General features: G+C 68.1%; 27 protein-coding genes and 3 pseudogenes. 12 read left to right on the plus strand and 18 right to left on the minus strand.

Translation table 11 applies throughout. The features are described 5' to 3' along the window. Window positions 1-71: 71 nt before the first annotated feature. From OHA55_RS00870 to OHA55_RS00910, 9 genes and pseudogenes are all read right to left on the minus strand, one after another. On the minus strand, window positions 72-1,649 hold the full coding sequence (locus OHA55_RS00870; protein ID WP_266701803.1) for an ABC transporter substrate-binding protein: 1,578 nt from the start codon (window positions 1,647-1,649) through the stop codon (window positions 72-74). 115 nt (window positions 1,650-1,764) lie between these two features. Continuing rightward, complete coding sequence (locus tag OHA55_RS00875) at window positions 1,765-2,520, minus strand: SDR family oxidoreductase (protein WP_266701805.1); 756 nt, start codon at window positions 2,518-2,520, stop codon at window positions 1,765-1,767. Between the two features lie 20 nt (window positions 2,521-2,540). Continuing rightward, window positions 2,541-3,302 carry a 3-oxoacyl-ACP reductase FabG gene (gene fabG, locus OHA55_RS00880; RefSeq protein WP_266701807.1) on the minus strand — a complete coding sequence of 254 codons (762 nt, stop codon included), beginning with the start codon at window positions 3,300-3,302 and terminating at the stop codon, window positions 2,541-2,543. 255 nt (window positions 3,303-3,557) lie between these two features. Next, window positions 3,558-3,941 carry a DUF3037 domain-containing protein gene (locus tag OHA55_RS00885; RefSeq protein ID WP_266701809.1) on the minus strand — a complete coding sequence of 128 codons (384 nt, stop codon included), beginning with the start codon at window positions 3,939-3,941 and terminating at the stop codon, window positions 3,558-3,560. Then, window positions 3,938-4,783, minus strand: coding sequence for a HipA family kinase (locus OHA55_RS00890; RefSeq protein WP_266701811.1), 846 nt, complete (start codon window positions 4,781-4,783; stop codon window positions 3,938-3,940). The genes OHA55_RS00885 and OHA55_RS00890 overlap by 4 nt, the downstream gene beginning before the upstream one ends. Before the next feature lie 69 nt (window positions 4,784-4,852). Continuing rightward, window positions 4,853-6,118 carry a tyrosine-type recombinase/integrase gene (locus tag OHA55_RS00895; protein ID WP_266701813.1) on the minus strand — a complete coding sequence of 422 codons (1,266 nt, stop codon included), beginning with the start codon at window positions 6,116-6,118 and terminating at the stop codon, window positions 4,853-4,855. A gap of 50 nt (window positions 6,119-6,168) precedes the next feature. Next, window positions 6,169-6,474: an AlpA family transcriptional regulator gene (locus OHA55_RS00900; RefSeq protein ID WP_266710375.1), complete on the minus strand. Its 306-nt coding sequence runs from the start codon at window positions 6,472-6,474 to the stop codon at window positions 6,169-6,171. Window positions 6,475-7,327: 853 nt separating this feature from the next. Next, a pseudogene (locus OHA55_RS00905) lies at window positions 7,328-7,761 on the minus strand (transposase); the annotation flags it as partial. Window positions 7,762-7,876: 115 nt separating this feature from the next. Next, a pseudogene (locus tag OHA55_RS00910) lies at window positions 7,877-8,320 on the minus strand (ABC transporter ATP-binding protein); the annotation flags it as partial. Window positions 8,321-8,325: 5 nt separating this feature from the next. Between OHA55_RS00910 and OHA55_RS00915 the strand changes: the two are divergent. Beyond that, window positions 8,326-8,694, plus strand: a pseudogene (locus OHA55_RS00915) (nuclear transport factor 2 family protein); the annotation flags it as partial. Window positions 8,695-9,618: 924 nt separating this feature from the next. Here OHA55_RS00915 and OHA55_RS00920 read toward each other — a convergent pair. The 7 genes from OHA55_RS00920 to OHA55_RS00950 form a co-directional block, all read right to left on the minus strand. Beyond that, window positions 9,619-9,924 carry a MazG nucleotide pyrophosphohydrolase domain-containing protein gene (locus OHA55_RS00920; protein ID WP_266701815.1) on the minus strand — a complete coding sequence of 102 codons (306 nt, stop codon included), beginning with the start codon at window positions 9,922-9,924 and terminating at the stop codon, window positions 9,619-9,621. A gap of 81 nt (window positions 9,925-10,005) precedes the next feature. Further along, window positions 10,006-10,503 carry a hypothetical protein gene (locus OHA55_RS00925; protein ID WP_266701817.1) on the minus strand — a complete coding sequence of 166 codons (498 nt, stop codon included), beginning with the start codon at window positions 10,501-10,503 and terminating at the stop codon, window positions 10,006-10,008. Next, window positions 10,500-11,453, minus strand: a complete 954-nt coding sequence (locus OHA55_RS00930) for a nucleoside 2-deoxyribosyltransferase (RefSeq protein WP_266701819.1) — start codon at window positions 11,451-11,453, stop codon at window positions 10,500-10,502. The genes OHA55_RS00925 and OHA55_RS00930 overlap by 4 nt, the downstream gene beginning before the upstream one ends. Window positions 11,454-11,478: 25 nt before the next feature. Next, entirely contained in the window at window positions 11,479-12,297 is an 819-nt protein-coding gene (locus tag OHA55_RS00935; RefSeq protein WP_266701821.1) for a PfkB family carbohydrate kinase, read from the minus strand. Between the two features lie 17 nt (window positions 12,298-12,314). Then, window positions 12,315-13,124 carry a hypothetical protein gene (locus OHA55_RS00940; RefSeq protein WP_266701823.1) on the minus strand — a complete coding sequence of 270 codons (810 nt, stop codon included), beginning with the start codon at window positions 13,122-13,124 and terminating at the stop codon, window positions 12,315-12,317. Between the two features lie 11 nt (window positions 13,125-13,135). After that, the gene (locus tag OHA55_RS00945) at window positions 13,136-13,846 is read right to left on the minus strand and encodes a hypothetical protein (RefSeq protein WP_266701825.1); all 711 of its coding nucleotides are present in this window, start codon (window positions 13,844-13,846) and stop codon (window positions 13,136-13,138) included. Further along, the gene (locus OHA55_RS00950; RefSeq protein ID WP_266701827.1) at window positions 13,830-15,350 is read right to left on the minus strand and encodes a radical SAM protein; all 1,521 of its coding nucleotides are present in this window, start codon (window positions 15,348-15,350) and stop codon (window positions 13,830-13,832) included. Before OHA55_RS00950 ends, OHA55_RS00945 begins: the two co-directional genes overlap by 17 nt. 209 nt (window positions 15,351-15,559) lie before the next feature. Here OHA55_RS00950 and OHA55_RS00955 point away from each other — a divergent pair, with 209 nt between their 5' ends. Next, window positions 15,560-16,948, plus strand: a complete 1,389-nt coding sequence (locus OHA55_RS00955; protein ID WP_266701829.1) for a hypothetical protein — start codon at window positions 15,560-15,562, stop codon at window positions 16,946-16,948. A 9-nt stretch (window positions 16,949-16,957) separates the two neighbouring features. Here the strand turns inward: OHA55_RS00955 and OHA55_RS00960 are convergent, their stop codons facing one another. Further along, the gene (locus OHA55_RS00960; protein WP_266701831.1) at window positions 16,958-17,767 is read right to left on the minus strand and encodes an SDR family NAD(P)-dependent oxidoreductase; all 810 of its coding nucleotides are present in this window, start codon (window positions 17,765-17,767) and stop codon (window positions 16,958-16,960) included. A 279-nt stretch (window positions 17,768-18,046) separates the two neighbouring features. Here OHA55_RS00960 and OHA55_RS00965 point away from each other — a divergent pair, with 279 nt between their 5' ends. From OHA55_RS00965 to OHA55_RS01000, 9 genes are all read left to right on the plus strand, one after another. Continuing rightward, the gene (locus OHA55_RS00965; protein ID WP_266701832.1) at window positions 18,047-18,601 is read left to right on the plus strand and encodes an ATP-binding protein; all 555 of its coding nucleotides are present in this window, start codon (window positions 18,047-18,049) and stop codon (window positions 18,599-18,601) included. 462 nt (window positions 18,602-19,063) lie between these two features. Continuing rightward, window positions 19,064-19,258: a DUF5999 family protein gene (locus OHA55_RS00970; RefSeq protein WP_266701834.1), complete on the plus strand. Its 195-nt coding sequence runs from the start codon at window positions 19,064-19,066 to the stop codon at window positions 19,256-19,258. Then, a complete protein-coding gene (locus OHA55_RS00975) occupies window positions 19,255-19,884 on the plus strand; it encodes a hypothetical protein (protein ID WP_266701836.1) in 630 nt (209 codons plus the stop codon). The genes OHA55_RS00970 and OHA55_RS00975 overlap by 4 nt, the downstream gene beginning before the upstream one ends. Next, on the plus strand, window positions 19,884-20,315 hold the full coding sequence (locus OHA55_RS00980) for a DUF6415 family natural product biosynthesis protein (protein ID WP_266701838.1): 432 nt from the start codon (window positions 19,884-19,886) through the stop codon (window positions 20,313-20,315). Before OHA55_RS00975 ends, OHA55_RS00980 begins: the two co-directional genes overlap by 1 nt. Beyond that, window positions 20,312-20,440 (plus strand): hypothetical protein, encoded by a 129-nt coding sequence (locus OHA55_RS00985; protein ID WP_266701840.1) that lies wholly within the window; start codon window positions 20,312-20,314, stop codon window positions 20,438-20,440. Before OHA55_RS00980 ends, OHA55_RS00985 begins: the two co-directional genes overlap by 4 nt. A 239-nt stretch (window positions 20,441-20,679) precedes the next feature. After that, complete coding sequence (locus OHA55_RS00990; protein WP_266701842.1) at window positions 20,680-21,435, plus strand: hypothetical protein; 756 nt, start codon at window positions 20,680-20,682, stop codon at window positions 21,433-21,435. A gap of 5 nt (window positions 21,436-21,440) precedes the next feature. After that, entirely contained in the window at window positions 21,441-22,772 is a 1,332-nt protein-coding gene (locus tag OHA55_RS00995) for an SAM-dependent methyltransferase (RefSeq protein WP_266701844.1), read from the plus strand. Further along, complete coding sequence (locus OHA55_RS36555) at window positions 22,717-22,947, plus strand: GntR family transcriptional regulator (RefSeq protein WP_353963490.1); 231 nt, start codon at window positions 22,717-22,719, stop codon at window positions 22,945-22,947. The genes OHA55_RS00995 and OHA55_RS36555 overlap by 56 nt, the downstream gene beginning before the upstream one ends. A gap of 131 nt (window positions 22,948-23,078) precedes the next feature. Beyond that, entirely contained in the window at window positions 23,079-24,782 is a 1,704-nt protein-coding gene (locus OHA55_RS01000; protein WP_266701846.1) for an SUMF1/EgtB/PvdO family nonheme iron enzyme, read from the plus strand. Here OHA55_RS01000 and OHA55_RS01005 read toward each other — a convergent pair. Next, a complete protein-coding gene (locus OHA55_RS01005; protein WP_266701848.1) occupies window positions 24,765-25,178 on the minus strand; it encodes an NUDIX domain-containing protein in 414 nt (137 codons plus the stop codon). The two genes, OHA55_RS01000 and OHA55_RS01005, sit on opposite strands and share 18 nt — an antisense overlap. 44 nt (window positions 25,179-25,222) lie before the next feature. On the opposite strand from OHA55_RS01005, the gene OHA55_RS01010 reads away from it, so the two are divergent. Further along, window positions 25,223-26,038, plus strand: a complete 816-nt coding sequence (locus OHA55_RS01010) for an NTP transferase domain-containing protein (RefSeq protein WP_266701850.1) — start codon at window positions 25,223-25,225, stop codon at window positions 26,036-26,038. The last annotated feature ends 25 nt before the right edge of the window (window positions 26,039-26,063 follow it).

Consider the following 26,063-nt stretch of genomic DNA (forward strand, 5'->3'; position numbering starts at 1 on the left):
AGCAATCGGTTCTTGGAAAAGAACCTACCCGGCCCCTCTGACAGCGGGCCGGGGTGCCCCGTTCGCCGGATTTACCAACTGGCCTTGCGGTAGAGCTCCCACATCTGCATGACGGTCTGCGGGTCGAGGGCGCGCTCGCCGCCGCCTATGTCCTCGCCGGCCGCGATGTAGAGCTTGCCCTGCCAGAGCGGCAGCAGCGGAATGTCCTGGACGAGGATCTGCTGGGCCTCGGCGAACTGCTTGCTGACCGCGCCGCGGTCGCTCTCCTTGCGCGAGGCGGGCAGGATCTCGTCGGTGATCTTCTTGTTGACGTACATGCCCCCGGTGGCGCTCTCCTTGCCGACGAAGGGCGCGACGAAGTTGTCGGGGTCCGGGAAGTCGGGGAACCAGCCACGGCCGAAGACCGCGTAGTCGCCCTTGTTGAAGCCCTCCTGGAAGGTGGCCCAGGGCGCGCTCTTCAGCGTGATCCTGAAGAGTCCCGACTTCTCCAGCTGCCGCTTGATCTCCTCGAACTCCGGCGCGGTCGAGGAACCGTAGCGGTCCGTGGTGTACCAGAAGGTCATCTCGACCGGTTCGGTGATCCCGGCGTCGGCGAGCACGTCCCGCGCCTTCTTCACGTCGGGGTCCCCGAAAGTGTCGAAGAAGCTGGTGGTGTGGGCGGCGATGCCCTTCGGGACGATGGAGTAGAGGGGTTCGGCCGTGCCCTGGTAAACCTTGGCGACGAGGGCGTCCCGGTCCACGACGCGGGCGATGGCCTCGCGCACGGCCCGCTTGCCGGCGACGGGGTCCTTCGGGTTGAAGACCAGGAAGCGGATGTCGGCGCCCACGGACTCGACGAGCTGGAGGCCCTTGTCCTCCTTCTTGTCGCCCTGGAGGCCGATCACCTCGTCGGCGGTGAGGCCGCGGTAGGTGGCGTCGATCTTGTCGTCCCTGAGCGCGGCGACCATCGCGTCGGACTTCTCGTAGTACCGGATGGTGACGGAGTCGTTCTTCCGGTCCGCGAACCCCTTGTAGCTGTCGTTCCTCTTCAGCTCCGCGACGGTGTGGGGCTCGTAGTGGTCGAGGACGTACGGGCCCGAGCCGGTGATCGAGTTGCCGGTACGGAGCTTGTCCTTGGGGTACTGGTGCGGCGCGACGATCGACATGGCCGGGGTCGCCAGGACGAAGGGGAAGGTGGCGTCGGACTTCTTCAGGTGGAAGACGACCAGGTCGTCGCCCTTGGTCTCCACCCGGTCGAGCGAGCCCAGCAGACCGAGCGGGCCGCCCTTGGCCTTGATCGTCACGATCCGGTCGATGGAGTACTTGACCGCCTCGGCGTCGAGCGCCTCGCCGTCCGAGAACTTCAGGCCCTTCTTGAGCGTGCAGCGGTAGGCCATGCTCGTGGAGTCGGTGAAGGTGCACTCCGCCGCGTCGGGCTCGGGGCTCGTGCTGCCGGTGGGGAAGGACACCAGGGTCTGGAAGACGTTGCGCATCAGCTCCCAGGAGTTGTCCCAGGCTCCCGCGGGGTCCAGGGTCGAGGGCGAGCTGGTCGTCCCGACCGAGATGTGCTGGTCGACGTCCGAGCCACTCCCGGAGAAGACACTGCAGCCGGTGACGAGTGACAGAGATGCTAGGGCTGCAGCAGCCTGCAGACTGGCCCGGTAGAACACGTGCACGCTCCTCGATCAGCCATGGGTCGGCAGACCATACCGCAGTGCCCCACCGGGTCAATCACCAGGCCCGGCAGGGCACTTGCTTCAATCGGGGCGAACCGTGGCAGGCCCCTCAGCCCACTCCGGCATTCAGGAAGATTCCGCCGTCGATCACGAGCGTCTGCCCGGTGATCCAGCCTGCCTGCTCCGAGGTGAGGAAGGCGGCGGCACCGCCGATGTCCTCCGGAACTCCCAGTCGGGCCATGGGGTACGAGGCAGCCACCTCGGCCTCGCGGCCCTCGTACAGCGCCTCGGCGAACTTGGTCTTCACGACCGCCGGGGCGATCGCGTTGACCCGGACGACCGGCGCGAACTCGTGGGCCAGCTGGAGCGTCAGGTTGATCATGGCGGCCTTGCTGATGCCGTACGCGCCGATGAAGGGCGAGGCCGAAATCCCGGCCACCGAGGCGATGTTGACGATCGCCCCGCCGTTCTGCGCCTGCCAGGCCTTCCAGGTCCGCTGGGCGAACCCGAGCGCCGAGATCACGTTGGTCTCGAAGACCTTGCGCGCCACGGCCGGATCGAGCTCCGACAGGGGGCCGAACACCGGGTTCGTTCCCGCGTTGTTGACGAGGTAGTCGACCCGGCCGAACGCCTCCATGGTCCGCTCGACCGCCTGCGTCTGGTGCGCCTCGTCGTGCGCCTTTCCGGCGACGCCGATGACCCGGTCGGAACCCAGGCGCTCGACGGCCTCCTTGAGCGCCTCCTCGCCGCGGCCCGTGATGCAGACCCGGTCGCCGCGGGCGACGAGCGCCTCGGCGACGCCGTACCCGATGCCCCGGCTCGCCCCGGTGACGAGCGCGACCTTCCCGCTGTCCTGCACAGTCATGATGTCCCTCGTCCTTCGGGTCAGTTGAGCGGGCCGCCGGCGACGTACAGCACCTGGCCGGAGACGAAGCCCGCGTCGTCGCCGGTGAAGAAGGAGATGGCGTTGGCGATGTCGTCGGGGCGGCCCACGCGCTGGACGGGGATCTGGGTGGCGGCGGCGGCCTGGAACTCCTCGAAGCCCATGCCGACGCGGGCCGCGGTCTGGGCGGTCATCTCCGTCACGATGAACCCGGGCGCGACGGCGTTGGCCGTGATGCCGAACTTGCCGAGCTCGATGGCGAGGGTCTTGGTGAAGCCCTGGAGACCGGCCTTGACGGCCGAGTAGTTGGCCTGGCCGCGGTTGCCGAGCGCCGACGAGGAGGAGAGCGAGACGATGCGCCCGAACTTGGCGTCCACCATGTGCTTCTGGACGGCCTTGGCCATCAGGAACGCCCCCTTGAGGTGAACGTTCATCACGATGTCCCAGTCGGACTCGCTCATCTTGAAGAGCAGGTTGTCGCGGAGCACGCCCGCGTTGTTGACCAGGATCGTCGGGGCACCGAGCTCGGCGGTGACGCGCGCGACGGCGGCCTCCACCTGCGCGGCGTCCGACACGTCGCAGCCGACGGCGAGCGCGGTGCCGCCCGCGGCGGTGATCTTCTCGACGGTCTCCTTGCAGGCGGCCTCGTCGAGGTCGAGTACGGCCACGGCGCGGCCCTCTGCCGCCAGGCGTACGGCGGTCGCGGCCCCAATGCCTCGCGCCGCTCCCGTCACGATGGCGACACGCTGCTCGGTGGTGGACATGCTGGGTTCTCCTCGCCGTTGGATCGCGGCCCAGCCGGCACCGGTGAGTCGCCGCACCGGACACTCCCGGTACGGTCCACGGCCCCGTTGACTGAGCAAGCGCTTAGTACTGTGGTGGTTGCGACGCTAGAAGCCCTGGCACTCGGTGTCAACGGCCACGACACCCAGGGGTGCATGTCACACCCGAAGGAGACGGCGAAGGGGCCGCCCGCGACAGTCGCGGGCGGCCCCTTCGGGGGGTGCGGTACGGGGTCCTCAGCGGACCAGCAGATCGAGCAGGCGCTCGACCTCGGCCTCCGGGTCGAGCGTCAGACCGGTGTGCACGGGACCCGGCTGCACGACCGTGGAGCGGGGAGCGATCAGCCAGCGGAACCGCCGGCCCGCGTCGTCGCCGGCCGCCTGCCCGGCCGCGTCGCCGCCGCCGCAGACGTTCTCCACCGCCCGCAGCGCGGCCCGCACACCGACGATGTCGGCGGCCGGGTCGAGCGCCCTCAGCTTGCCCTCGTCGAGGTGGGTACGGGCGGCGACGAAGGAGTGCGCCCGGCTGTAGACGAGCACACCCGCGTTGAAGCACTCCCCGCGCTCGACGCGGGGGACGACGCGCAGCAGCGCGTACTCGAAGACCTCGCGCGTACTCATCGGCTCTCACCGTTCTCCGTCGTCCGCACCCTGGGAGCGAGGCGGTCGGCGAGCCAGCCGGGGGCCTTGGACGGGCCGGTCGGCGCCGGGGCGTCCATGACGATGCGCTCGTGGATGGTGGCGGCGCGGGCCAGCAGGGGCGCCACGTACGCGCGCCGCAGTGCGTCCGTCGAGTCGAAGCCGGGCTCGCCGGCCAGCCACTCGTCGGGCACCTGGGCGGCCACCCCGGTGAGCAGCTCCTCCGTGACGAGCGGGGCCAGGGCCGCGGCGGCTGCCGCGATGTCCGGGCCGGTGGGCGCGAGGACGTGGTCGGAGGCGTTGTACGGCTTGGCCGCGGACGCCTCAGCGCCCGGCCAGTTGTGGTGCCAGATCATCGTGGCGCCATGGTCGATCAACCAGACGTCGCCGTGCCAGACCAGCATGTTGGGGTTGCGCCAGGACCGGTCGACGTTGTTGATCAGCGCGTCGAACCAGACGATCCGCCCGGCCTCCACGGGGTCGACGTGGTACGCGAGCGGGTCGAAGCCCAGCGAACCGGGGAGGTAGTCCATCCCGAGGTTCAGACCGCCGCTCGCCTTCAGCAGCTCCTGCACCTCCTGGTCGGGCTCGCCGAGCCCGATGACCGGGTCGAGCTGCATGGTCACCAGCTCCGGCACCCGGAGCCCCAGGCGGCGGCCCAGCTCCCCGCAGATGACCTCCGCGACCAGGGTCTTGCGGCCCTGGCCCGCCCCGGTGAACTTCATGACGTACGTACCGAGGTCGTCGGCCTCGACGATCCCGGGGAGCGATCCACCCTCACGCAGAGGTGTGATATAGCGGGTCGCCACTACCTTTTCCAGCACTTTCCCAGGTCACCAATCTCTTCAACCTTGCAATCCACGGACTACTTCTCCGGGGCTTAGAAGCAGGAATCACGGGTCAACAGCGCTGGGGAGAATCTGGGGAGTTTCGGCAGGCGCGCCGCTCCCCAGCAGACCGTCGATAGCGCCGCGCCCCTTGCTGCCAGCTTCCGGCATGAAGTGAGCATAGTAACCGAGGGTGATCGCCGGCGAGGAGTGCCCGAGCCACCGAGCCAGGGTCACGACGGACTCCCCGGCTTCCAAAATGATCGAGGCGTAGGTGTGCCGAAGCACGTGGAAACCGTCCTTCGGGGCCGCCGCCCACTGCCAGGCTTTCGCCCCCTCGGCACGTGGCGGGATCACGCCCGCCTTGGCCAGGGCGGGCTTCCAGATGTAGGTATTCCAGGTGTTCACCGCGACGGCGTTGCCGTAGCGCGTGGTAAGCAGCAGGGAGAACTTTTTCCGCTCCCCGTCCGGCTTCCCCCACGGCAACTCGACCTCTACCGGCGGGAACGCCCCGATGTGACGCTTCAGTTCCTCAGCTACCGAGGGGGGCATGTCCACCGTGCGGACCTTCTTCCCCTTCGGCAGGGTGAAGTACAACCTTCCGCGAATTGCCTGCACTTGACGCCGAACGTGAAGCAGGCCACGTTCGCAGTCGATGTCCTCCGGACTGAGCCCGAACACCTCGCCCTGTCGGAGTCCGCACCCCAGGCCGACTACGACGGCGATTCTGTTCCGCTCGTTGATGGCATCGCGTACTCGCAGTGCCGTATCCATCGGCCACGCGTGGCGCTGCTCCCGGGGCGACTTGGGCCACCGCACAGATTTAGCGTGCATCGGGTTGCGTGCGAGGCGCTTGTCGTCGACAGCCGCTTCCAGGATGGAGGAAAGTTCGGACAGGATGCCGCGCTGGTAGTCGACTGACGAGACTGTCGACTCCAACTTGGTTATGAGCGTGCGCAGATCCGATGCGGCGATGCTCTTGAGCGGAAGCTGGCCCAGGTGCGGGACGATATGGAGACGCGCTCTCCGCTCCTGACCGTCCTGGGTCTTCGGAGCACCTCCGCGCCCTGGCGCCCAGTGCGCCTCGATGTACTCGGCCAGCGTTATGGACCCATCGCGCGGGTCTACGAACTCGCCTCGCTCTTCGTCCGTAGCTGCCCGGCGAAGCCACGCCTTGGCGTCCTCCACCACATCAAAGGATCGGTCTCGCACCCCCGGTATACCGGCGGCCTTGTATCGCTTTCCTTTACCGTAGCGAGCGGTCTTCTCCCTTCTCCCGGTGACCGGATCCTTCTTCTTCTTAAGCCACCGATCCTCGATGTAGCCAGCCAAATATGTCTCCTTTCAGGAGGGTACGAACGCAGGCGACAACGTTCGATGCGTCAAGCACCGGGGTTCCGACGTCGCTGCGGAGCTTCGCCGAGCGGGTTCAAAGCAGGGTTGGAGCGAGAGTCCGCGCGTTCCTGGTCATGGATCCAGGCGTCAAGCGCTGTTCGCCGATACATGACGCGACCACGAGGGCCCATACGAAAGCTCGGCGGGCCCTGTCGTCGATGCCGCCAGACATAGAGGGTGTGCGGTGATATGCCGAGGTACGCGGCGGCTTGCTTTACGTTGAGGAAGCAAGCGCGGCCAGCGCCGGCGGGGTCAGGCACAGCTGAGGGAGCGAGCAGCGATCGTGCAGGCATGGAGCTCTTCCAGTGAAGGGAAAAAAGTGAACGGGCCGAGACAGACAGCCCGTAGCCACGACGACTCCACCGCCAAGCACAGTCGAGCGCGAACACCTGAATGGTCCTGACGATCCCCGGTTTGGCTAACCGGGGATCGTCGGCTATGTTTCACGCCACCCCAGATGAGCTTGACGCATCTCCGTTTCGGGACGCGATCAGGTATTCAGTCGGTACGAGATCAGCACCCCTTGCAGGAGTGAGGATCTGTCGCTCTCCGGGGTGTTGTACATTGACATGCCTACGGCCAAGGTTCCAGTCTCTAGCCGTTCTTTCCTGTCTGCCGTGAGCGATTCCCCCGATTAATCAGGAACTCATGGCCATTTCTTCCCACACAGCAAGTAGATCGGGTTCAGCCGAACTTCGGTGAGTGACTTGACTTGGCTCGATAGAAACCAAGTTGTCGACTGATCAAGGGCGTCGCTTTGAGCGGCTGCGGGCCAGGGGCGCCGGGATCAGTGCGCTTCGGGTCCCCGCCGAGGCTGCGCAGGGGTGGGACCCGCCAGTCGATCGAGGGCATCGACACGACGGCCCCGGTCCGGATGCTCCGGAGCTGCGACGGCGGGTTCGCGCGGCTGAGGCGCTGAAGGAGAGGACTCGGGAGATGGTCGCCGCGAACGCGCTGATCGCACGTGAGGCCGCGGCCAAGGTGGCTAACCCCGGTTCTTCGTGACGGTCCGTCGTTCTCTGTGGCCCGCTTCGGTTGTTCGGGCTGGTGGTGGGCACGTTGATGGCCCGGCTGTCGCGTCGGGTGGCGCCGAGTTCTACGGCTCCGGCCGGGGTGGTGCTGCTCGCAGGGGCGGGGGCAGGCTGGTCAGCCGGGGTTCGGGAGAGCTTCGAGTAGGGCGACGGCTTCGGTTATCACGTCGGTCCAGGCCCAGTCGCGTGCGAATCGCAGGTACCGGCGACGGGCGGTCGTGACGAGCTGGGCGGCGGCGGAGAAGAGGCGGAGCCGGAGTCGACGGGGCTCCCACCTGCGGGTTTTGCGGGCAGGGCGAGCACGGGCAGCCAGGCCATCAGATGGAGGGCGATCTGGACGATCTCCAGCCAGATCTGGTTCTGCGCGGTGTCGTGCAGGGGCAGGTTGCGCAGGCCGGTGGCGCGGGCGGCACGGATACGGTCCTCGGCACGTGCGCGTTGGCGGTGCCGCAGTTCGAGTGTGGCGATGGGGAGGTCGGTGGTGTTGGTGGCGAACGCGGTGAGCCGGGGGCCGTCGGCGTCGGTGAACCGCAACTGGGCGCCAGGGTGGGCCGTTCCTTGCGCGGCACGGCGGCGCGCGGCTTCCCAGGGTATGAACAGCTCACGCACGCAGCACTGCCCGCGCGCCTTCGGAAGGTGCGCGGGCAGTAGCGGTGTCACGCGCTCACGGCGTCTTGGGCTCCACTGTCTTCTCAGTCGCGGCGCCGGCCTGCTGCTTGGCTGCCTGGATCTGCTCGTACACGTGCGTACGCAGTTCAGCGAAACGGGGGTCCACACGTGTGCGCAGTTGGTCGCGTTCTCGGGGAAGGTCGACGACGAGTTGCTCCTGGACGACGGTAGGCGAAGCGGAGAGCACGACCACACGTTCGCCGAGGTAGACGGCCTCGTCGATGTCGTGGGTGACGAACAGGATGGTCATCCCGCGCTCTTCCCACAACCGGCGTACCAGGTCCTCCAGATCGGCAGGGGTCTGTGCGTCGACGGCCGCGAACGGCTCGTCCATCAGCAGGACATCGGGTTCGTAGGCCAGGGCGCGCACGATGGCGACCCGCTGCTGCATGCCCCCGGAGAGCTGCCACGGGTACGCGTCGGCGGCGTCGGCGAGACCGCAACACCGAGGCCAACCGAGCCCTGGTCGCCGAGTTCGCCGAGAAGGTTCTGGCCGGCGCCGACTACTCGGTTCTGACCGACTACATCTCGACGGAGACGTACCTCCAGCACAACACCGAGGCCGGCGACGGACTCGACGGCTTCGGCGCGGCGGCGGCCAAGTGGGCGGAGCAGGGCAAGAACCTCGTCTACAGGAAGATCCACAAGGTCATCGGCGAGGGAGACTTCGTACTGGTGCGGTCCGAGGGCGAGTTCGGCGTGCCCGTCGCCTACTACGACCTGTTCCGCGTCGCGGCGGGCAAGATCGTGGAGCACTGGGACGTCATCGCCCCGATCCCCGCCGAATTGCCCCACACGAACGGCGTGTTCTAACGCGTCCCGCAAGCAGCCGGTGGCAGACGCCTCTCCCCAGGTGACTGCTCCGCACCGACTGCTCGCCCGACCAGCAGGCGATATCGCCGCGCGAGACGGCTCCGCCCGATGAATGGGCGGGGCCGTCTCCGGCGTCGGTGGCCGGACTCAGACCCCTCCGGATACCGGGGCGAGCCCGCCGGCGCCTCGGCAGGCTGTCACGGAATCAAGTTTTATGTGTCGCGCGCACTGCTCAGTGCGCTACGTTGACCACACCGGAATCTGTACACCAGGTCCAGTGCTCCAGAAGCCGGTGAGACGCCCGACCCCGCCTCGGAAGCATAGGATCGGACGCCCACCTGCGGTGGCCTGGTCGCTAGGACATGTGGTTCCAGATGCTGAGTCCGATTTGGATCAGCAGGATCCACCAGCGACCAGGGCCACCCCCTTTTTCTCCATCACGCTTCGCATGGTTGGCCATTCAAATTCCGATCTTTCGCACGGCCCCACACCCGGATGGGTGCATGGGGTGGGAAAGGCCGGACGCCAATGGCACCTGCGTCACGCGAGGCCGAGCTTACGCAGTGTCGCGCCAACTCCGCCTGGTGTTAACTGAATTCGCCCCACGCAGTTTCCTTCGCCCTTTGTGACCAGCTGCCAGGCTCGCGCGCCACGGGAGACAGGAGCGCGGCGTGATCGCCGAGGGCGTGCTGGTCGCGGCAGCAGTCGGGGACTCATCGCGCTCGCGACGAACAGCGTCGGCGGCCCGGGGCCGACCGCGCAGGAGCGCGCGCAGGCCGCCCTGACCGTCACGGAGGACGCGCGGGCCCGCGGGGAACTCGGCCCAAACACAGCGTCGTTGACTCATCGGCTGACGGGCATTCCGCCGGTTCGTATATCCGGGTCGGTCAGCCCGCACTCGTTCGCACGGGACCACCGGATCGTCTACGAAGCGCTCGTACGGATCAAAGCCCCGTGCTCGTTCCGCTCATACGTACGGCCTGTGTTCTTCTCGATCTTCCGGGTGACCGCGGAGTCCAGGTCCACGCCGTTCATCTGCGCCACGGCCGTCAGGTAGAGGAAGACGTCGGCCAGCTCCTCCGCAAGATCGGGCAGCCCTTTGCGCCAAGCAGTGAAGGCTTCGGCGGTCTCCGCGTTCAGGAGGCCGAACTCCAGGGCTACGTCGGTGGTGTTGAACCCCTTGAGTTCCTTGTTCTCCCAGGCGAGTTTCTGGGCGTCTCTGATCTGCAAGGCTCCTCCAGCGGTGGTACAGCAGATGCCCCAGAAGCGTAGCGGGAGCGCTGTGCCCGACGGGCTGGTTTCGTCGGCCCGTCACCCTGCCGAAGGGAGATCGCGAAGCGAGGTGTCGAGAGTGAGCACGCGGGTGTAGTCGGCGAGGGTGGAGAAGACCCGCTCGTAGCCCGTCACCAGTGCGGTGATCTCCTCCAGGCTTGTCGCCTCTCCATCGCGTGCCAGAAGTCGCTGGTGAATGACGGCGGGCGGGGCGGTCAGGTGGACGAGCACGCCGGAACGCCGGATCACGCTCTCGGCCAGATCGATTGCTTCGGACCAGTTGATCCGAGAGCGTCCGCGGTGAAGCGGGCCGTACACCAACTCGCTGATGAAGCACCGGTCGAAGAGGATCCTTCCGGTCCCGTCCAGGATGGTTCTGTAGCGGCTGGCCAGGTTGAGATGGTCGGGTGTCCTCGGAGAGTGGACCACGGTGAAGCCGTGACGCGTCGAGAGGCGCTTGCCGAGTGTGCTCTTGCCGACCCCGTCACAGCCCTCCAGGACGACGGTCTGGTAGCCGACGATCTCGTCGAGGTTCATGCGACCAGCCAGGACAGAGCAGCCTCGTCGCTGCTGAGGCGAGCGTCGACGGCGTACTGGATCATGAGATTCCGCCAGTTGGGCTCGCGGCCGTGAGCGTGCGTGAACGCCGGGTACGACTGAAAAGCAGCCACCCGTACGCCGCTGGCCAGCGCCGCGCCGATGAGCAGGGCGGCGCCGGGCGGTGTCTCGGGGCCGGAGACGTCGACCAGCAACCGCGCGGCTGCACGAACGGCAGCCAGGTCGGCCAAGGCTCCTGCGATCGGGTCAGGAGCCGTGAAGCGCTGGGGCTCCACCACAGTGTGACCGCCGCCCGCCAGGCTCTCGGCCAGGTGGCCCATGCGCCGGGACAGGTACGGCGACGGCTCGACGTATACGGCAGCACCGGGGATCACTGGGGACGCTGTCGGAAGGGGCACGCGACCCGGAAGGTCGAGCAGGGTGTCGATGGCCGTGTCGATGGCCGTGCTCGTCTGGGCCGCGTTGCGGGCCTGGAAGCCTTTGAACCGGGACTGGCCGGGGACCGACGGGAGCGGCGACGGTCCGAGTGTGGCCACGCGCACGATGCGGGTGGCCACGGCCTGGAGGATAGGGTCGGGAAATTCGAGGCGGGTGCCGGCCTCGGTCATCGAGTAGGTCTGGAAGTCGGTGGTGAGCACGACGACGGGAACGCCGGAGGCGATGGCGTACCCGATCTCCATGCAGACCCCGTCGTCGAGGCTCGGGCCGTGCAGGATGGCGATCATGGCGTCAAGGTGTCCGAGGCGGTCGCGGTCCAGCTCGAACAGGCGGCGTCCCTTGACCTCGGCGACGAGGTCCTCCTCGTCGGTGTCGCAGAACGGCAGGAAGACGCGATCGGGACCGACTTTTATGGCGAGGCGATCGGCGAGATCGGCAGCGAGGGCACGGTCGTGGGCGGCGAAAAGCCGGTGAGCTACGTAGAAGGGCACGGGTGGAGGTCCTCCAGTCGGTAGGTCAGCCGCGACGCGGCGCGGGGATCGGGAGGTAAGGGGCCGCGACGTACCTGGCTGCGGCTGCTGTCGCCTCCGCCAGAGCCTTGGTGGTGGTTGCGCCGCGCGAACGGTGGGCCAGATAGGTGCCGGCGAGGGTGTCTCCGGCACCGGAGACCTCGAAGGCAGTTTGCGGTGGCGGAACGGCGGAGGCTACCTGCCGCCCGAACGCGTGAACGACAGCGGCCCGGGGGCCGTCGGTGACGACCACTTCCGACAGCGTGCCGCAGTCGACCGCGCGGTCCAGGAGGCGGTACTCGGCGGCGTTGACGAACAGGGTGGTCGCCGACGGCAGCCAAGGTGAGGCGGCGCGGATCATCACCTCCGCACTGGGCAGGAAGAAGTCCACGCTGAACCGGGCTGAGATCTGCACGAGTTGGCCGAGTACGGCCTCAACGTTCAGCGGGCGACGGCAGCAGACGTGAAAAGTAGCGCGCGGGTGCGCACGCACGTGCTCCAGCGCGTGTTCGGTCAGAGCCGCTGCCACGCCGTAGTCCGTGTGCACCTGCACCAGTTCGCCCTGCAGGTCGTACTCAAGGTCGAAGGCCGTTGACATACCGTCGGCCGGACGCCATGCCGACCAGTCGAGCGCGTCGAGGCCGGGCGCCTCGGGTAGGTGGGCGAGATCGTTCCCGAGGACGCAGACGGGAGTCGCTCGGCGGCCGGCCTTCGTCGCCGCCAGCGACACGAACAGGGCCGCACCGCCGAGCCGGGCCCCGCCCCGGTGGTCGGGGTAGCGGGTCAGGTCCCGGCTAATGTTTCCGATCACGTCGAGCCGGTCCATGCGCTCTCCCCCATAGGTCAGACCTTCCAGGTCGGGTGCGCGCAGCCGACGATCTTCGTGCAGACCGGCCGCCGGCGACAGAGCCGCGGGGAGGGCCCGTTGAGATACAGGCGCTTGAAGTAGATCAGGACCAGGTGCACCCACCACGTCGGCTCCACGCCGTGCGGAATGGTGACCTGGTGCTCGTTCGCGGTGACCAGAGAGCGGAATTCGGCCGGGCGAGCGTGAACAACCGCTTCTAGTACGTACCGCATACGCTCGTGGGCGACGGCGCCCGACTGGAGCTTGATGCCCAGAGCAGGCGCCAGTTTGGCGACCATGCCGGAATCCACCGGGATGATGCCGCAGTGGTACCCGCGGGCGGTGAGCAGTGCGCACTGGGCGACTTTGAAGGACGCACCTCGCACCCGGGTGGCGAAGTCGAGGACCAGGGCGTCGAGATCCGCCGACTCGGCCGTCGGATCGATCCCCTCCTTCTCCCAGCACTGGAGGAGTTCGGCCAGAGAGCGCATGTAGTCGATCCGGGCCTGAGGCAGGCCGATGGAGCGCACCAGCGAGGCCAATTCGGCGTCCGTGCTCGCGACGAGGTCGTCGAAGCCGTGGGTCTCCGCAGACTTAATCACTCCGGCGTACGTGTCGACCATCCGGTAGGAGACCCGGGTGGACCAGCCGGCGGCGAGCATCCGTACACGCGGGTCACTGATCGTCGTCGGCCACCAGCGGTTCTCGTCGTGATTGGCCTCCACCTCGGCTCGCACGTCCGGCAGGCCGGCGGCACGGGCAACGAGTCGGTGGACGCGACGGATCTCGATTGCTTTCGGCTTCACGCGTTCGATCGTCATGGACCGACTCCAGCAGGAATTCGGGCGGCCAGCAGCGCCATGGCGAGATTCGACGAGAGCACGGGCTTCCCGAACCGGCGCTCCAGCTCGGCGATCACTGAGAGGGTGTGCCACCCCGTACACGACAGGACGATGGCTCCAGCCGCGTCGAGGGCAGCTTGAGGCAGCCGCTCCACCAGGGCCAGCACCTGATCGGGGGTGACGTCGGGGTACCCGTCGGTCAGGCCCATACTCGCGTGGGCCAGGACCTCCATGCCGGCCTCGGTGAACGCTTCGGCTTCGGCTTCGGTCACCGGGCGCGGGTAGGGCGTGGCAAGGACCATACGCGTCACGGCCGCCTCGGTCAGTGCCCGTAGGAGGGCGTCGAAGGCGGTGACCGTGCCGCTCGGCAGCGGCGGGCCGCCGGTGAAACCGGCCGACGTGCACGCCAACATCACCGTATCGAGCGGAACGTGCGACAAGGAGTCCAGCGCCCGGGCCGATGCCTCGCGCAGCCCGTGCCAGAAAGAGGCGTCGATCGCCGTCGCCCGGGACGCGGGCACGAGCCGCGCGTGGTGAAAGATCGTGTGGCGCAGGCCGAGGCGGGGCAGCTCGGTCTCCACGGCGACGTTGGCCCAGGGCAGCAGCAGACCCGCGCGGACGGTGCGGACCGCCACCGCGTCCAGGGCCTCCAGCGTCGCGAGCGTCCCGTCAGGAAGCAGATGCAACGCGTTCTCCGAAGATCATGCGCGGCGAGTGGCCGGTCACCACGAGGTCACCGGTGGTGCCGAGCGGCACCACCGTGCCTCGCTCGACGACCTGGATGGAGTACGAGCCCAGCCGCCGCCAGTACGTGCCCTCTGCACTGACGAAGTAGGAGTGGAGGCCGGGCACACGGAGGCCGGTCGGGTACACCCGCTGCTTCATCGGCTGATCCCAGGTGTGGTCGATGTCCGCCTTCCACGACGCGAAGTGCTCGGCGGAAGGCAACGGCTCCTGCTCACCGAGTGCGGCGAGCGGGGTACCGGGGAACGCCCTCGCCTGACGCACGTTCGTCCGGTGGCACAGCAGGCCGGCGTCGAAAATCCTGGCCAGACCGCGCAGGTTCGCCACGTGGGTGCCGTGGGTCTCCCCGGGAAGGCCATAGATCAGGTTCAGGCCCGGGAGGAGCATCGGCAGACCACCGGGTCCGCGAGCGGCACCCGCCGTGTTCACGTTCTCGACGGCGCGCACCAGGATTTCGGGGGTGCAGGTGAGGGTGTTGCGCTCGATGACGGCCGGGTCGAAGCTCTCGATGCCCATCGGTGCACAGTTACCTTCGGTGCAGAAGTCCGCCACCAGCTTGGCGATGCGCAAGCCGACGGGGGCAGCGACAGCCAGCGGGTCGGCATTGTCGATGTGGAGCACCTCCAGCTCGGGGCAGCGCTCACGGATGCCGCTGAGCAGGGCGCGGATCGCGTCCTCGTCCCGATGTCGGTAGGAGAAGAAGCAGGTCTGCTGGCCGAGTCGGAAGTTGCGGATGCCGGCGGCGTAGAGCTGAGCCGCCTCCTCCATGACGTCGTCGACCTCGCGAAAGGCCACGAGGGGAGACTTGGCCGGCTCGTTGCAGAAGTCGCAGAACTTACGACGGGTGCAGCCGCGGTACAGCTCCAGCTCGGCGATGGAACGCCAGGGCATTTGGTCGACGAGGCCGACGAACGAATCACGTTCGCGTCGCATCTGCTCGTAGTCGGCAGGACGCCGACTGCCGAGCAGCAGGTCACCGGACGTCACGGTGTGGGTGTGGACGGCGTCGAACAAACCGGCGTACTGCGCGGGCGAGTCCACGGCGTAGGTGGACAGCGGGCCGAGCAGGTACCGGCGGCCCCGCGCACAGGCGAGCGCGCGGGCGACCTCCTCGAACGATCCGTTCACCGCGTGGAGATGGACGGACGGAACCGCGTCTCCGGCGATGACGAGCACGATCTCGGCGTCGCGCAGGAGCTGAACAGCGTTGTCTCGGTTGACGGTGGTGGAGTAGGTGAGCCGGTCGCTCAGGGGTGGTTCGACAGTGGGCTCGCCTCCGGCCAGGCACCAGCGCACGTCGTCGATGGTCACGTAACGGACGTCGGCGTCCGGCCTGGCCCTCCGCAGTGCCGACCAAGCGTTACGAACGTAGGTCGACAAGTAGGGCGGTACGCCGAGACCGCTCGGCTCGACGGTGAAGCAGTCCAAGATCACTACAGGCTGCATGGTTCTCCCTCCAGTGCCGAGGGCTCGGTGGCTCTCCAGCGGCTTCGTCGCCGGGAAGGCCCGTGGGCCCGACAGCCCCTTCAGTGTCAGTGTTGGCACGGCTCGGGAGGAGGGAGTGACGGGGTTGTTCGGTTGTACGGAGGTTGCACTTCCATGGCTCTGTGTCCGAAGAATGGGACGCAGAGTGATCCACAAGGCATCATCAGCACATGAGCAGTTCGAAGAAGAGCGGCGAGGCCAACGCCGCGCTCGCGGCAGTGCTGGAGGAGGCCGGCTGCTCGCACGCCGCCTTGGCGCGCAAGGTCAACGAACTGGGTGCGCTCCAGGGTGAGGTATCCCGTTATGACAAGGCATCGGTGTCCCGATGGCTACAACAAGGGATGATCCCGCGAGGCCGCGCCCCCGAGTTCATCGCCGCAGCCCTGTCCGGGTTCTTAGGCCGCCTCGTCTCACCTGTGGACGTCGGCTTCGCCGAGCAGTCCCAGCGTCCCGTGGTCGCACGGGCCTTGACGTACCGTGAAGACGTGGGTGAAACACTTCATACGCTCGCGGAACTCGGGTCGACGGACATCTCGCGGCGCAGCCTCCTCGGCACTGTGCCGTACGTCGCGGCTGCCCTCGTCGATCCTCAACGGCATTGGATGCTGTGGCTCTTGGAGGACGAGCAGGCACCTCGTCTCGCCGTGGTCGCTGACAGCGGCCCCGTCGAGCAGGTCCAGGCGATGATCCAGATGTTCGACGAGATGGACAACCGGTTCGGCGGTGGTGGGGTTCGAGCAAGCATCGTGCACTACCTCAGTACCGAACTCTCCCCCATGCTCCAGCAGCGCAACATGCCCTCAAACCAACGTCGGCTTCTCTACACCTCGGCCGCGAAGTTGGCGGCGATGGCCGGCTGGTGCTCGTACGACTCCGCCGACTACGGACTCGCGGAGCGCTACATGATTCAGGCGCTGAGGCTGTGTGCCGAGGGCGGCGACCGCGTGCTCGGCGGGCAGATCCTGGCCGGCATGTCGCACCTCGCCACAAGCCTCGGCAACCCCGCCGAAGGAGTCGCTCTTGCGAGAACAGGCATCGCGACGGCCAAGTCCGCGGGCAGCCCGCTCGGGCTGATGCGCCTGCACGCCATGGCTGCCCGCGGATACGCCGTCCTGGGCGATTCTCAGCGGGCCACGTCGTCACTCCTGGCAGCCAGCAAGGGGCTGGAGACCAGCCGGGGGCCCGAGGAAGAATCGCCGTGGGTCCGCTTCCTGGATCACCACTATCTTGAAGCCGAGGCGGCGCTGGTCCACCGTGACCTCGGTGAAGCAGGGCAGGCCGAGCGCCTCGCCCTGGCGTCCGTCGTGGCGAACAACGATCGGCGACGTCGGCAGGCCATCAGCCGCTCGGTGCTCGCGACCGCATTCCTCCAGCAGAACAGGTTGGACGAGGCAGTCAGAACCGCGAGTAATGCCGTCGATCTACTCGCCGGCGTCCACAGCGAGCGGTCTGTCCAGGCGCTACGCGACTTCCGCGCGCGGCTCGCCCCTCATCGAGGTGAAGCCGTCGTCCGTGACTTCGAGCGGAAAGCGAGGCCGATACTCGGCACAGCGGCCTGACGACTCCCGTCAGTAACCATCCGGCGTCGGTGCGTTCTGGCCCTTGTCGACAGGCAGGTTGATCCCAGTCACTGCTCGGGACTGGTCAGAGAGCAAGAACGCGATCACATCTGCCACTTCTTCTGGCTGTACCAGCTCGCCCCCGGGAAACTCCGCGCTGAACCGCTCGAAGGCCAGCGGGTCTTCGCAGCGCATCCGGTCCCACCGCTTGCCCGGGATGAGCATCGATCCCGGCGAGACCGCGTTCACGCGGATGCCGTCGGGAGCCAGCTCTCTGGCCAGGGACGCCACCATGTGGATCTGGGCCGCCTTCGCCGAACCGTACTGAGCCTGCGGTCCAGGCTTCCATCCGGAGACCGAGGCCACTACGACGATCGATCCGCCTCCCGCCTCTCGAAGGTGCGGACTACTTGTCGAGACCAGCCGGGCGACGTAGCCGACGTTCATCCTCCAGGTAGCCGCCCAGTCCTCGGCGGACGCCTCGGCGATCCCCCGCCCCTGCGCCCCTCCCGCACATGCGACAACACCGTCCATTCCACCCAGCGTTGAGACTGCGTCCTCCACGAACCGGTCCAGCAGCGCCGGCACGGACACGTCCAGGGCCCGGACGAACAGATCAGCCGGGGCGTCCAGCGAGCTGCGGAGCGTCTCCAAGTGCTCAGGCCTGCGGGCGCACGTGGCGACCTTCGCGCCTTCGGACAGGAGCAGGCGCACCACGTGCTCGCCCAACCCTCTGGAGCCCCCCGTCACCACGAAACGACGACCAGCGAACCGTCCCGCCGATGCGCGCCGCTCGCGGCCATGCCATGTGTTCGTCATACCTGCACTCCCTATACAACCGTGCCAACCTGCGTGGTCGAAGACATCCTGCATGCACCCTTCTGACCAGGGCATCGCAGCGGTTCCCTTATGGACGTACCCAGCTCTGACACGGACGGGACGGCGGCACTCAACCGACGTCGACCCAAAGGGCCCGGGACCGAAACGACTCCGGAACGGCAGCTCAGCAGCTCAGCCGTCGAACCGGGGTCAGGCGATTCCCCACACGAAGCGAGAGCCAGCGGCACCCCGCGCTCCTCTCCTGACTCGGGAGGCACCATGTCCGAGGCACTACCCCCGCGAGACACCCTCAAGCTGGCCGACACACCCAACGCCGTTGGGCTGGCGCGGCTCCACACGACCAACGTCCTCTCCCGCTGGGGAGTGCCGGCCGAGATCGTCGAGACGGTAAAGCTCATCGTTTCGGAGCTGACCACGAACGCGGTACGGCACCCGAAGGAGGCGGGCGACGAGGTATCCATCTACTCCTCGGAGTTCGACGTGCAGACCTTCGAGTTGGCGTTGGAGATCGATCGTGACGCCGTTCGGGTGTCTGTGTGGGACCACGACGCGAGGCCGCCCGTGTTGACGGAGCCCGGGGTGGAGGCGACGAGCGGGCGAGGAATCCTCATCGTTGCCGCGGTGAGCAACCGCTGGGGCCACCACCTTGCCCGGGGCCTCCCGGGCAAGGTGGTGTGGGCCGAGGTCAGTTTGTCCTCTGCGCGTGAGAGCCGGGAACAGTCGATGGGTAGTCCGCCCGCGACCGAGCGCGGACGCCTCCGTGCCGACCCGAAGCTGCTCGGTCGCGTTCTCGTTGGCGTCAGGGAGCTCTGACCCGTGGAAGCGGATCGCGGAGCCAAGTCAGTTTTCTCGGAGAGGGAGTTGTCTTTCTGGGAACTTCGCCTCTTCGATGGGGTGCGGATGGTGAGCACGGAGGAGCGAGCGGCGATGGCCGGAACTCCCCGTTCCCTGTCGGTTGCGGAAGCGTCGGTAGACGAGCCTCACTGGTACGGCCAGCGTCTGAGTGGTACGGCCGACACTCACCGCGACGCATAGTCGTGCGCCGTCCCTCACCCTTGCTTGTCGCCGACGGGCGCCCTCCGGGAACCATTCTGCGTCTGCCGGAGGGCACAGAACCCCGGTCGCCGGGAGGATCGCCTGCGGCTCAACACCGCTCCGATCTCCTCCTCCGGCGCCATCGACTCCACCCTCACGGAGCGCGAGTCAGCGGGGAATCCCCTCCAGCTTCCCTTCCGCCACACCGCTTCCCGACCATCCTTATCCCCGGGGATTCCCATGTGTCCGCATCAACCGCCCTGTCCTGTTGCCGAGTCTCCCGCCCATGAGGCGGCCCGCCTGGTCGTCTATCGACCCGAGCAGGGGTGGGGCCTGCGGTGCAACGGTGCCTTGTGTTTCGAGGACACCGGCGAGCTGCTGCCAAACGGGCAGATCATCGCTCCGCATCGCCCCACCCCCAAGGCGGCGACATGAGTGCGCGCGCCGACGAGCCCGCGACCAGCACCAGGCTCCTCGACCGACCGACGGAGATCGCCGACTGGGTGATCACGCTGATCCGGGCCGGCGTGTACCCGCCCATGTCCCAGCTGCCCGCGCGGGCGAAGCTGGCCGTTGCCCTGGTGTCCGACCAGAATGCCGTCGCCAGGGCCGTCCGCTTGCTGCGCGAGAGCGAGTTCATCCTCGTGGAACGCGGGGCGCGCCCGGTCGTGCTCGCCACCTTGCCCGTGACCGTGACGGCCCCTCCCGAGCTGAGCGGTCTGCTCGGGCGGTTGGAGCCGCTGGCTCTGCCACGCACGGACCTCAGCGGGACCGGCATCAAGGAAATGTGCCGCAGAAGCCGGGCACGGTGGGCGACACGGAGCTTCTCCTTCCCCCGGGAGCGCAGCGAGATCTTCGGGGCCCTGGCCACGGCCGCGCATCACCTCATCCCGATTGTCGCGGAACAGCATGCGCACCACCCCGATGTACTCGCACTTCTGCGCACGGCAGCGGTCACCGCCCTGGCGGAGGACCCGACGACGGTCGCGGCGCAGGTATGGCGCTCGGCCTGCCTCGGGGCCGCTGTCCGCGAGTTGCTGCCCCTGGCGGGTGTCGCGTGATGCCCGCCTGGCCCGTGCCCCAGCGCCTCGCACCGCGGCCGCCCGCCGCTCGCGCCGCCCAGCTCGCCGCGGACGGCATCCGGACGGTCGTCGACCGGGTGCTCGCCTGGGACCTCTCGGGCCCGGCCGCCGACCGGCCGGACACCGACATCGCCGCGGACTTGCTCGACCAGCTCACGGCCCACGCGCGGAACCTCGCCGCACGCCTCGAACTCGACTACCGGACGCTGTCGCCGGCCTCGCAGTCCAGGCCCACCGCCACGGCCGTACTGGGCGAAGCATCCCGCCGGCTCGACCAGCGACCCCCTGTTCACACCACGCGGGGCGTGGCCAGACGAGCGCAGAACATCGCTCGCCTCGTCCGCGCCTTGGCACGCGCCGCCGACGCCGTCCGCTCGGAGACGGCCGCACCTCAGAAGGGCACCCGATGAAGTCGAGCAGGAACGGAGCCTGGCGGACCGCCGAGACCCAGGACGACGAGCGCCACCAGCGGTTCCACCAGATCCGCGCGAGCGCCGCAAGTGCCACCCACGCGCTGGCGACCGCCGGCGCCTGACCAAATCCGCGCACCTCCGCACCGCGCGGAACAGACCCGGGCCTCCTGCCGGTGACGGACTGCAGGAAACGTGACCGGCACTCCCTCCCCACGCAGGCAACGAGGCGACGCCTGCCCGCGTCCCGGCCGTACCCCTCAGGCGCTGCTCGGCCGGCCCGTTCAACATCCCGCTCACCGCGCCCGTTCCGGCCGGTGAGCAGGCAGACCGATCCTCATATCTCGTCAGGCAGGAAGATTCGATGACGTTGCATCCCACGGCCCGCACCACCTTCGACGGCAAAGCTGAGAGGGAGGCTGTGGCCGACGCGGCCGGAGAGCTGGTCGCGGCGCTCCGGTTCGGCGGCACCTACACCGAGGTGACCCAGGGCATTCCGCCCGGCGGCTGCCAGGTTCGGCTGATGCCCTCGGACGCCCACCCCTGGACCCTGGGCGACGTGCAGGGAGCCCTCCAGGGCCAGGGGATCATCGCCAACAAGGTGGAGCTCGTGGAGACGGCGTGGCTCGACCCGGGCCCGATGCTCTTGATCGAGCTGCCGACGGCCGAGGACATGCGGGCCCTCGGCCGGCTGGTCGAAACCGGCCTCACCCCGCTCCAGAACGCAGCCCTCCAGCTCCACCGAGCCCTGGACCGAGCCGAGATCACCCGAGACGTGACGGTCCGCACCCGTGTGATCGAACTCGCCCCGCTCACCCTGCACGATTCTCTGCGCCTCTACCGGCGGCTCGGCGGCGACGCTCTGGCGTTGACGGACCTCGATCTTGACGACAGGGGCGACCTGGGCGACCACCAGCGCTTCGCCGACATGCTCCAGGAACTCCTGTGCACGACGACCGGGCGACAGCTGCTCGCGACGCTGGATCCGGTCTGCCGTCGCTGTCGGCGGAACAGCCGGAACGAGGTGGTCGTGGACCTGCTGGACGTCGATGACGCACTCACGCTCGCAGCAGCTCTGGGCGTCGTCTCCGCCGCACCGCCCGCTCCCTCGGAGGCCTGACCACCATGGACCAGAACGCGAACGGCGATCACGCCGAGAGCAACCGCCGTGAGTACGGGACGGACTGGGCCCCCGCCACGCCGATCCCACGAGTCTCGGACGACTGGCACGTGGTTCCCACGAGCGCCCGGCTCTACAACTGGCTGACGAACGGGGCGGACCACTACCCCGCCGACCAGCAGGTGTTCCAGGGCCTTGCGACGGATGACATCAACCAGGCCAAGGCCGCCGCGAGCATCAACATGGACCACAACGCCAGGATCGCGGGGACGTTGGCGCAGCACGGCGTCGACCAGGTCCTCGACCTGGGGTGCGGTCTGCCGCAGATGCCCCGCCGCACGATGTGGCCGGACGTGCACGCCGCGGTCCTCCGCGTCCGGCCGGACGCCACGATGATCTACGTGGACGTCGACCCGGTAGTGATCGCCCATCGGCGCATCGCCACCGCGCACAGAGGTGTCGCGTTCGTTCAGGGAGACCTGCGCGACATGGCCACCCTGCTGGCCTCCGACGAGATCAACGGCCGACTGGACCTCACCCGCCCGGTCGCCGCCCTGGTGCACGACGTTCTGCCCTGGATCCCTAATCCGCAGGCCACGGACGCGATGCAAGTCCTGCGGGACTGGGCGCCTGCCGGCAGCCGGCTCTCCATCACGCATGCCGCCGACATGCCACCCACCATGCCGTCCACGCTGACGCCGCTCGTACGCGACGCGGCCGACCGCAACCCGGACGCCGACATCACCTACCGTCCCCGCACCCAGGACACCATCGCGACGTACTTCGGCAACTGGGCGCTCCTCGATCCCGGCATCGTGCCCACCCACAAGTGGCACCGCAGCCACTCCCACCGCGCCCTTCCCTCGCACTTCGCCGGCGCCTACGCCGGAGTCGCCGTGAAGGGAGTCGACTCCCCGTGGGAGCGACAGCCATCCACCCCCGCAGTTCCGGCAGGGTCTCCGGAAGGCACGATTCGTGAACACTCCCACGCCCCGGGTGGCGACAGCGGTCCCGGCGGTTCCGGCCCCGGGCACCCCCGGCCGGAAGCTGTACGACAAGCTGATCGCCCTGCTCGACGACCACGAGACCTACCCGCCAGGCAGCCAGTTCCCGACCCGGGCTGCGATTCGGTTCCGGTACTCCGTGCCCGCGAGCACGCTCAACCCAGTCATGAAATACCTGCTGGCGCAGGGACGCCTCTGCGTCGCGCCGGGCGGGACCTTCATCCCCGGCGGGGGCCCTCCGCTCACGAGCAGGTTGGGACCGCGCATCGCCGAGGCAGTGCGAGCTCGCATTGCGGACGGAGCCATCCCCCCGGACACACCTCTGACCGCTGATCTCGCCGCAGAGTTCCACATCGGCACCCGCACGGTGAGTAATGCCCTTCGCCCCCTGGTGGAGGAAGGGCTGCTGAAAGCCCGCCGCGGCTTCGGCACCACCCTGGCCCCGCCGGCAACCGCGTGTGCAGGTCCTGCAACGCCGTTGCAGACAGAAGCAGTCGACCGCCCGTAGAGCGCTCCGTGGTGCCCTCGTACCAGCCGTACAGCGGCGTATGGTGCACCGCCCCGAGAGATGAGGTTGCGTTGATCACGGCAGATGAAGGTCACCACTCGGTGGCGGACCTTGGGATACGCGTGTCGGCCATGCACGGCCGCACCGTCGGATCCGGTCCGACACCGACCGCCCCCGTTCTGGTCCTGGGGACGTTCGAGCGGGTCGGCTCGAACTGGCTCTCCGACACCTTCAGGAACGTGATGCCTCAGCACAACGAGCCGTTCCGCCAGCAGCTCGGCCGCAGCCACCCGCTGTCCCCCCGCGCGAGAACGGCGGCCGACCTGAGGGGAGTTAGCCTCGGTCGACTTGGATGGCACCACCTGACCTGTGCCCTCGACGACCTCTACGGGGTACCGCGCCACATGGTGAAGGAAACGAACCTCTTCTTCGCCACGGACACGATCCTTGCCCTTCTCCCGGCGTCGCCCGTTGTTCTGCTGACGCGGGCTCCCGTAGGCATCGCAAGCTCTTTCGCTCGCGGCGGGCTGTGGCAGCGGTGGGGCTACGACGACCGGTACGCGCAGCTCGCCGCGACGGCCCGCTCGCCGAGGTGGAGGTCGTTCGCCTCACTGCTTCCGCAGGACGACCCGGCGGAGCCGCTGGCGCTGGGCCGACTCGTCGCCGTCAACGCACTTCTGCTCGCTCGCGCGCTGATGTCGGACCCCTCCCGCTCCTACCGCCGACTCTCCTACGAGGCGCACGTACGAGAGCGCGACCGCACCGTGGACGGCGTCGCCACATTCGTGGGGGTTCCGGTGCCCGCAGCCTCCGTTGGCACGGTCGGAGAACTGCCACCGCGTGCGGACACGACGTTCGCCACTACACAGTCCAAGACCGGCCTCGTCGCCGAACTGGACAGCGCCAGCGCCGAACTGGTCCAGGAAGGCGTCCGGGAAGTGCTCACCGGGGCCCGCGTGTTCTTCAACGACACGTGGACGGACGCCGCGGAAAGCTGGCTGTCAGGCGACGACGAATACGAACTGCGCATCCCGGCGCGGGGCGTCCGGGGCAGGTCCGTGCGCGCCGTCACACAAGCGTCCGCCCCGGGGAAGCCCTTGTACGTACGCAAGGGCGATGGCCCGGCATGGCGGAACTACCTGATCAGCAACAACGAGATGGCAGAAATGCTGACTCTGCTCCACGCCGCCGGGACGCCGAACGCGCACTTCGGTGCGCACCTGCTGGTCTGTCCGATGCCTCACGAACGCGGTGGTCGGCTGCACTTCGACCCCGCTCGACGGCAGTGGACGCCGAGTCCCGGTTTCGAGCACCACCCCGCCTACTGGGTCACCTGGATCGGCGCCGCCGCGTTCGCGGCCTGGGAAGGAAGCCGACTTCCCACTCGCGCGGAGATGGTCCAGTGGACAGCCGGCGTGCGACCGCAGAACACCGACTACAGCCTGGGCGACACGACCGGCGTGGTCCAGGCCGAGCGGAGCCCCGCAGAGGTCCACCACCTTGTCGGCAACCTTCAGGTCTGGTGCGGGGACGGTCCCAACCGGGGAAACGGGCCTCTGCAGAGATACCTCCACGGTGCTGCGTGGAACACTCCCAGCTCCGACGAGTCCGTCCACGCGGTACGGCACCGGTACCTGCTCGGCGCGTCCCGAGGAGTAGGCGTGCGCCTCGTACAGGACCAGTACCCCTCCAGGGTTACGGCTCTCGGCGCCTGGGAGATCGCTCAGGTACTGCGGTCGTGGATCGACGGCCTCGGTGGTCCGGAACAGCACGCCGGAGCCCCGGACCACCGTCTGGTCAGTGCGCTGACCGGGAAGTCAGAGACCGATGGCTGACTTAGGCCCCATGTACGAGCCCGCGCCCGGGAACCCCTGCTTGCACAGATCGACGAACCGGGCCTCGAAGCCCAGTCCGGTCAGGTCTTCAAGGGGGACGAACTTCACGCCGCGAATCGGCGTCGTGTCGGCGCCCTCCTTCACGTCACCGACTGTTCCGCCGATCCGGCGGGCCTCGAAGGTGATGTGGACCACGTGAGCCTTGACGACGTCGCAGACATAGAGGAGTCGGCCGACCTCGACGTCAATGCCGGTCTCCTCCTTCATCTCCCTCACCAGTGCATCCCCCAGGCTCTCGCCGTCCTCGACCTTGCCGCCCGGCAGGCTGAAGGACCGGGCATCGGTGTCCTGGTCGAGGAGAAGGATCTCGCCGTCTTCAATGACGATGGCCGTCACACGCGTATGCATCCTCCGACCGTAGCGACTCCCACCATTGGAAGGTGCGGACATTGATGGATACTCGTCCGAACGTGATCATCGCCGCCGGCGGGCTCGGCTCACGGGTCGCCGGGTGGTCTCGATACTTCCCGAAGGAGTTTCGCCCCGTCAACGGGCGCCCCGGGCTGACCCACGTCCTCGATGAAGCGGCCACCGCGCGAGCGGGTCGAGTCGTCGTCGTGCACCACCCCTACTACAACCCGCTGATTGAATGGGCCCGGCACGTCCTCGCCCCTGGAGCGCAAAGCCACTACAACGACCTCGTCCGAGAGCCGAACGAGCGGCCCGCTCTCCCGGCGGTGGAGTTCGTCGCCCAGCACGGCCCGTACGCGGACATCACCTCTGTACTCAACGGCGCCGAACACCTCGGCACTGATTCCGACTTACTGCTCGCCTTCGCGGACAACGTGGACACCACCCACGAAGCCCTGTCCGAGCTGGCGAGCACCACGAGCGGGGAACCCGCTGTTCTGGCCGCCCCGTTCAGCCGAAGTGCCGCGAGCAGCCACGGAGTCATCATCTGCGACTCGGCGGGACATATGGTGACGCTGGTGGAAAAGCCGGGCCCCGAGGCCGTGATCGCGCTGCTGCACGACCACGGGCGGGACTCGCTCCGCCTCCTTTTGGGACGGGCCCGACTCACCGGCGACCTCGTGCGATTCCTCGCGACGACGCCAGCCGACCCGGAGACCGAACCGAAACTGTCACTCGCGCTCGCCTCCTACGCGCGAAACAGGCCGATCAAGGTCATCACGACTACCAACACGATGATCGACCTGGGGACGCCGGACCCAACGTGCCGTTCTCGGCATCAGTAAGCCCCAGGCACCGCAGAGGGCCATG

Origin of the sequence: Streptomyces sp. NBC_00102 (assembly GCF_026343115.1) — a bacterium.
GTDB lineage: Bacteria > Actinomycetota > Actinomycetes > Streptomycetales > Streptomycetaceae > Streptomyces.

Coding starts and splice junctions, on each gene's coding strand:
- OHA55_RS00875 (WP_266701805.1), bottom strand. CDS start 2,520: ATGACTGTGCAGGACAGCGGGAAGGTCGCGCTCGTCACCGGGGCGAGC.
- fabG (WP_266701807.1), bottom strand. CDS start 3,302: ATGTCCACCACCGAGCAGCGTGTCGCCATCGTGACGGGAGCGGCGCGA.
- OHA55_RS00885 (WP_266701809.1), bottom strand. CDS start 3,941: ATGAGTACGCGCGAGGTCTTCGAGTACGCGCTGCTGCGCGTCGTCCCC.
- OHA55_RS00900 (WP_266710375.1), bottom strand. CDS start 6,474: ATGCCTGCACGATCGCTGCTCGCTCCCTCAGCTGTGCCTGACCCCGCC.
- OHA55_RS00925 (WP_266701817.1), bottom strand. CDS start 10,503: ATGAACCTCGACGAGATCGTCGGCTACCAGACCGTCGTCCTGGAGGGC.
- OHA55_RS00935 (WP_266701821.1), bottom strand. CDS start 12,297: ATGGACCGGCTCGACGTGATCGGAAACATTAGCCGGGACCTGACCCGC.
- OHA55_RS00950 (WP_266701827.1), bottom strand. CDS start 15,350: ATGCAGCCTGTAGTGATCTTGGACTGCTTCACCGTCGAGCCGAGCGGT.
- OHA55_RS00955 (WP_266701829.1), top strand. CDS start 15,560: ATGAGCAGTTCGAAGAAGAGCGGCGAGGCCAACGCCGCGCTCGCGGCA.
- OHA55_RS00960 (WP_266701831.1), bottom strand. CDS start 17,767: ATGACGAACACATGGCATGGCCGCGAGCGGCGCGCATCGGCGGGACGG.
- OHA55_RS00965 (WP_266701832.1), top strand. CDS start 18,047: ATGTCCGAGGCACTACCCCCGCGAGACACCCTCAAGCTGGCCGACACA.
- OHA55_RS00970 (WP_266701834.1), top strand. CDS start 19,064: ATGTGTCCGCATCAACCGCCCTGTCCTGTTGCCGAGTCTCCCGCCCAT.
- OHA55_RS00975 (WP_266701836.1), top strand. CDS start 19,255: ATGAGTGCGCGCGCCGACGAGCCCGCGACCAGCACCAGGCTCCTCGAC.
- OHA55_RS00980 (WP_266701838.1), top strand. CDS start 19,884: ATGCCCGCCTGGCCCGTGCCCCAGCGCCTCGCACCGCGGCCGCCCGCC.
- OHA55_RS00985 (WP_266701840.1), top strand. CDS start 20,312: ATGAAGTCGAGCAGGAACGGAGCCTGGCGGACCGCCGAGACCCAGGAC.
- OHA55_RS00990 (WP_266701842.1), top strand. CDS start 20,680: ATGACGTTGCATCCCACGGCCCGCACCACCTTCGACGGCAAAGCTGAG.
- OHA55_RS00995 (WP_266701844.1), top strand. CDS start 21,441: ATGGACCAGAACGCGAACGGCGATCACGCCGAGAGCAACCGCCGTGAG.
- OHA55_RS01000 (WP_266701846.1), top strand. CDS start 23,079: ATGCACGGCCGCACCGTCGGATCCGGTCCGACACCGACCGCCCCCGTT.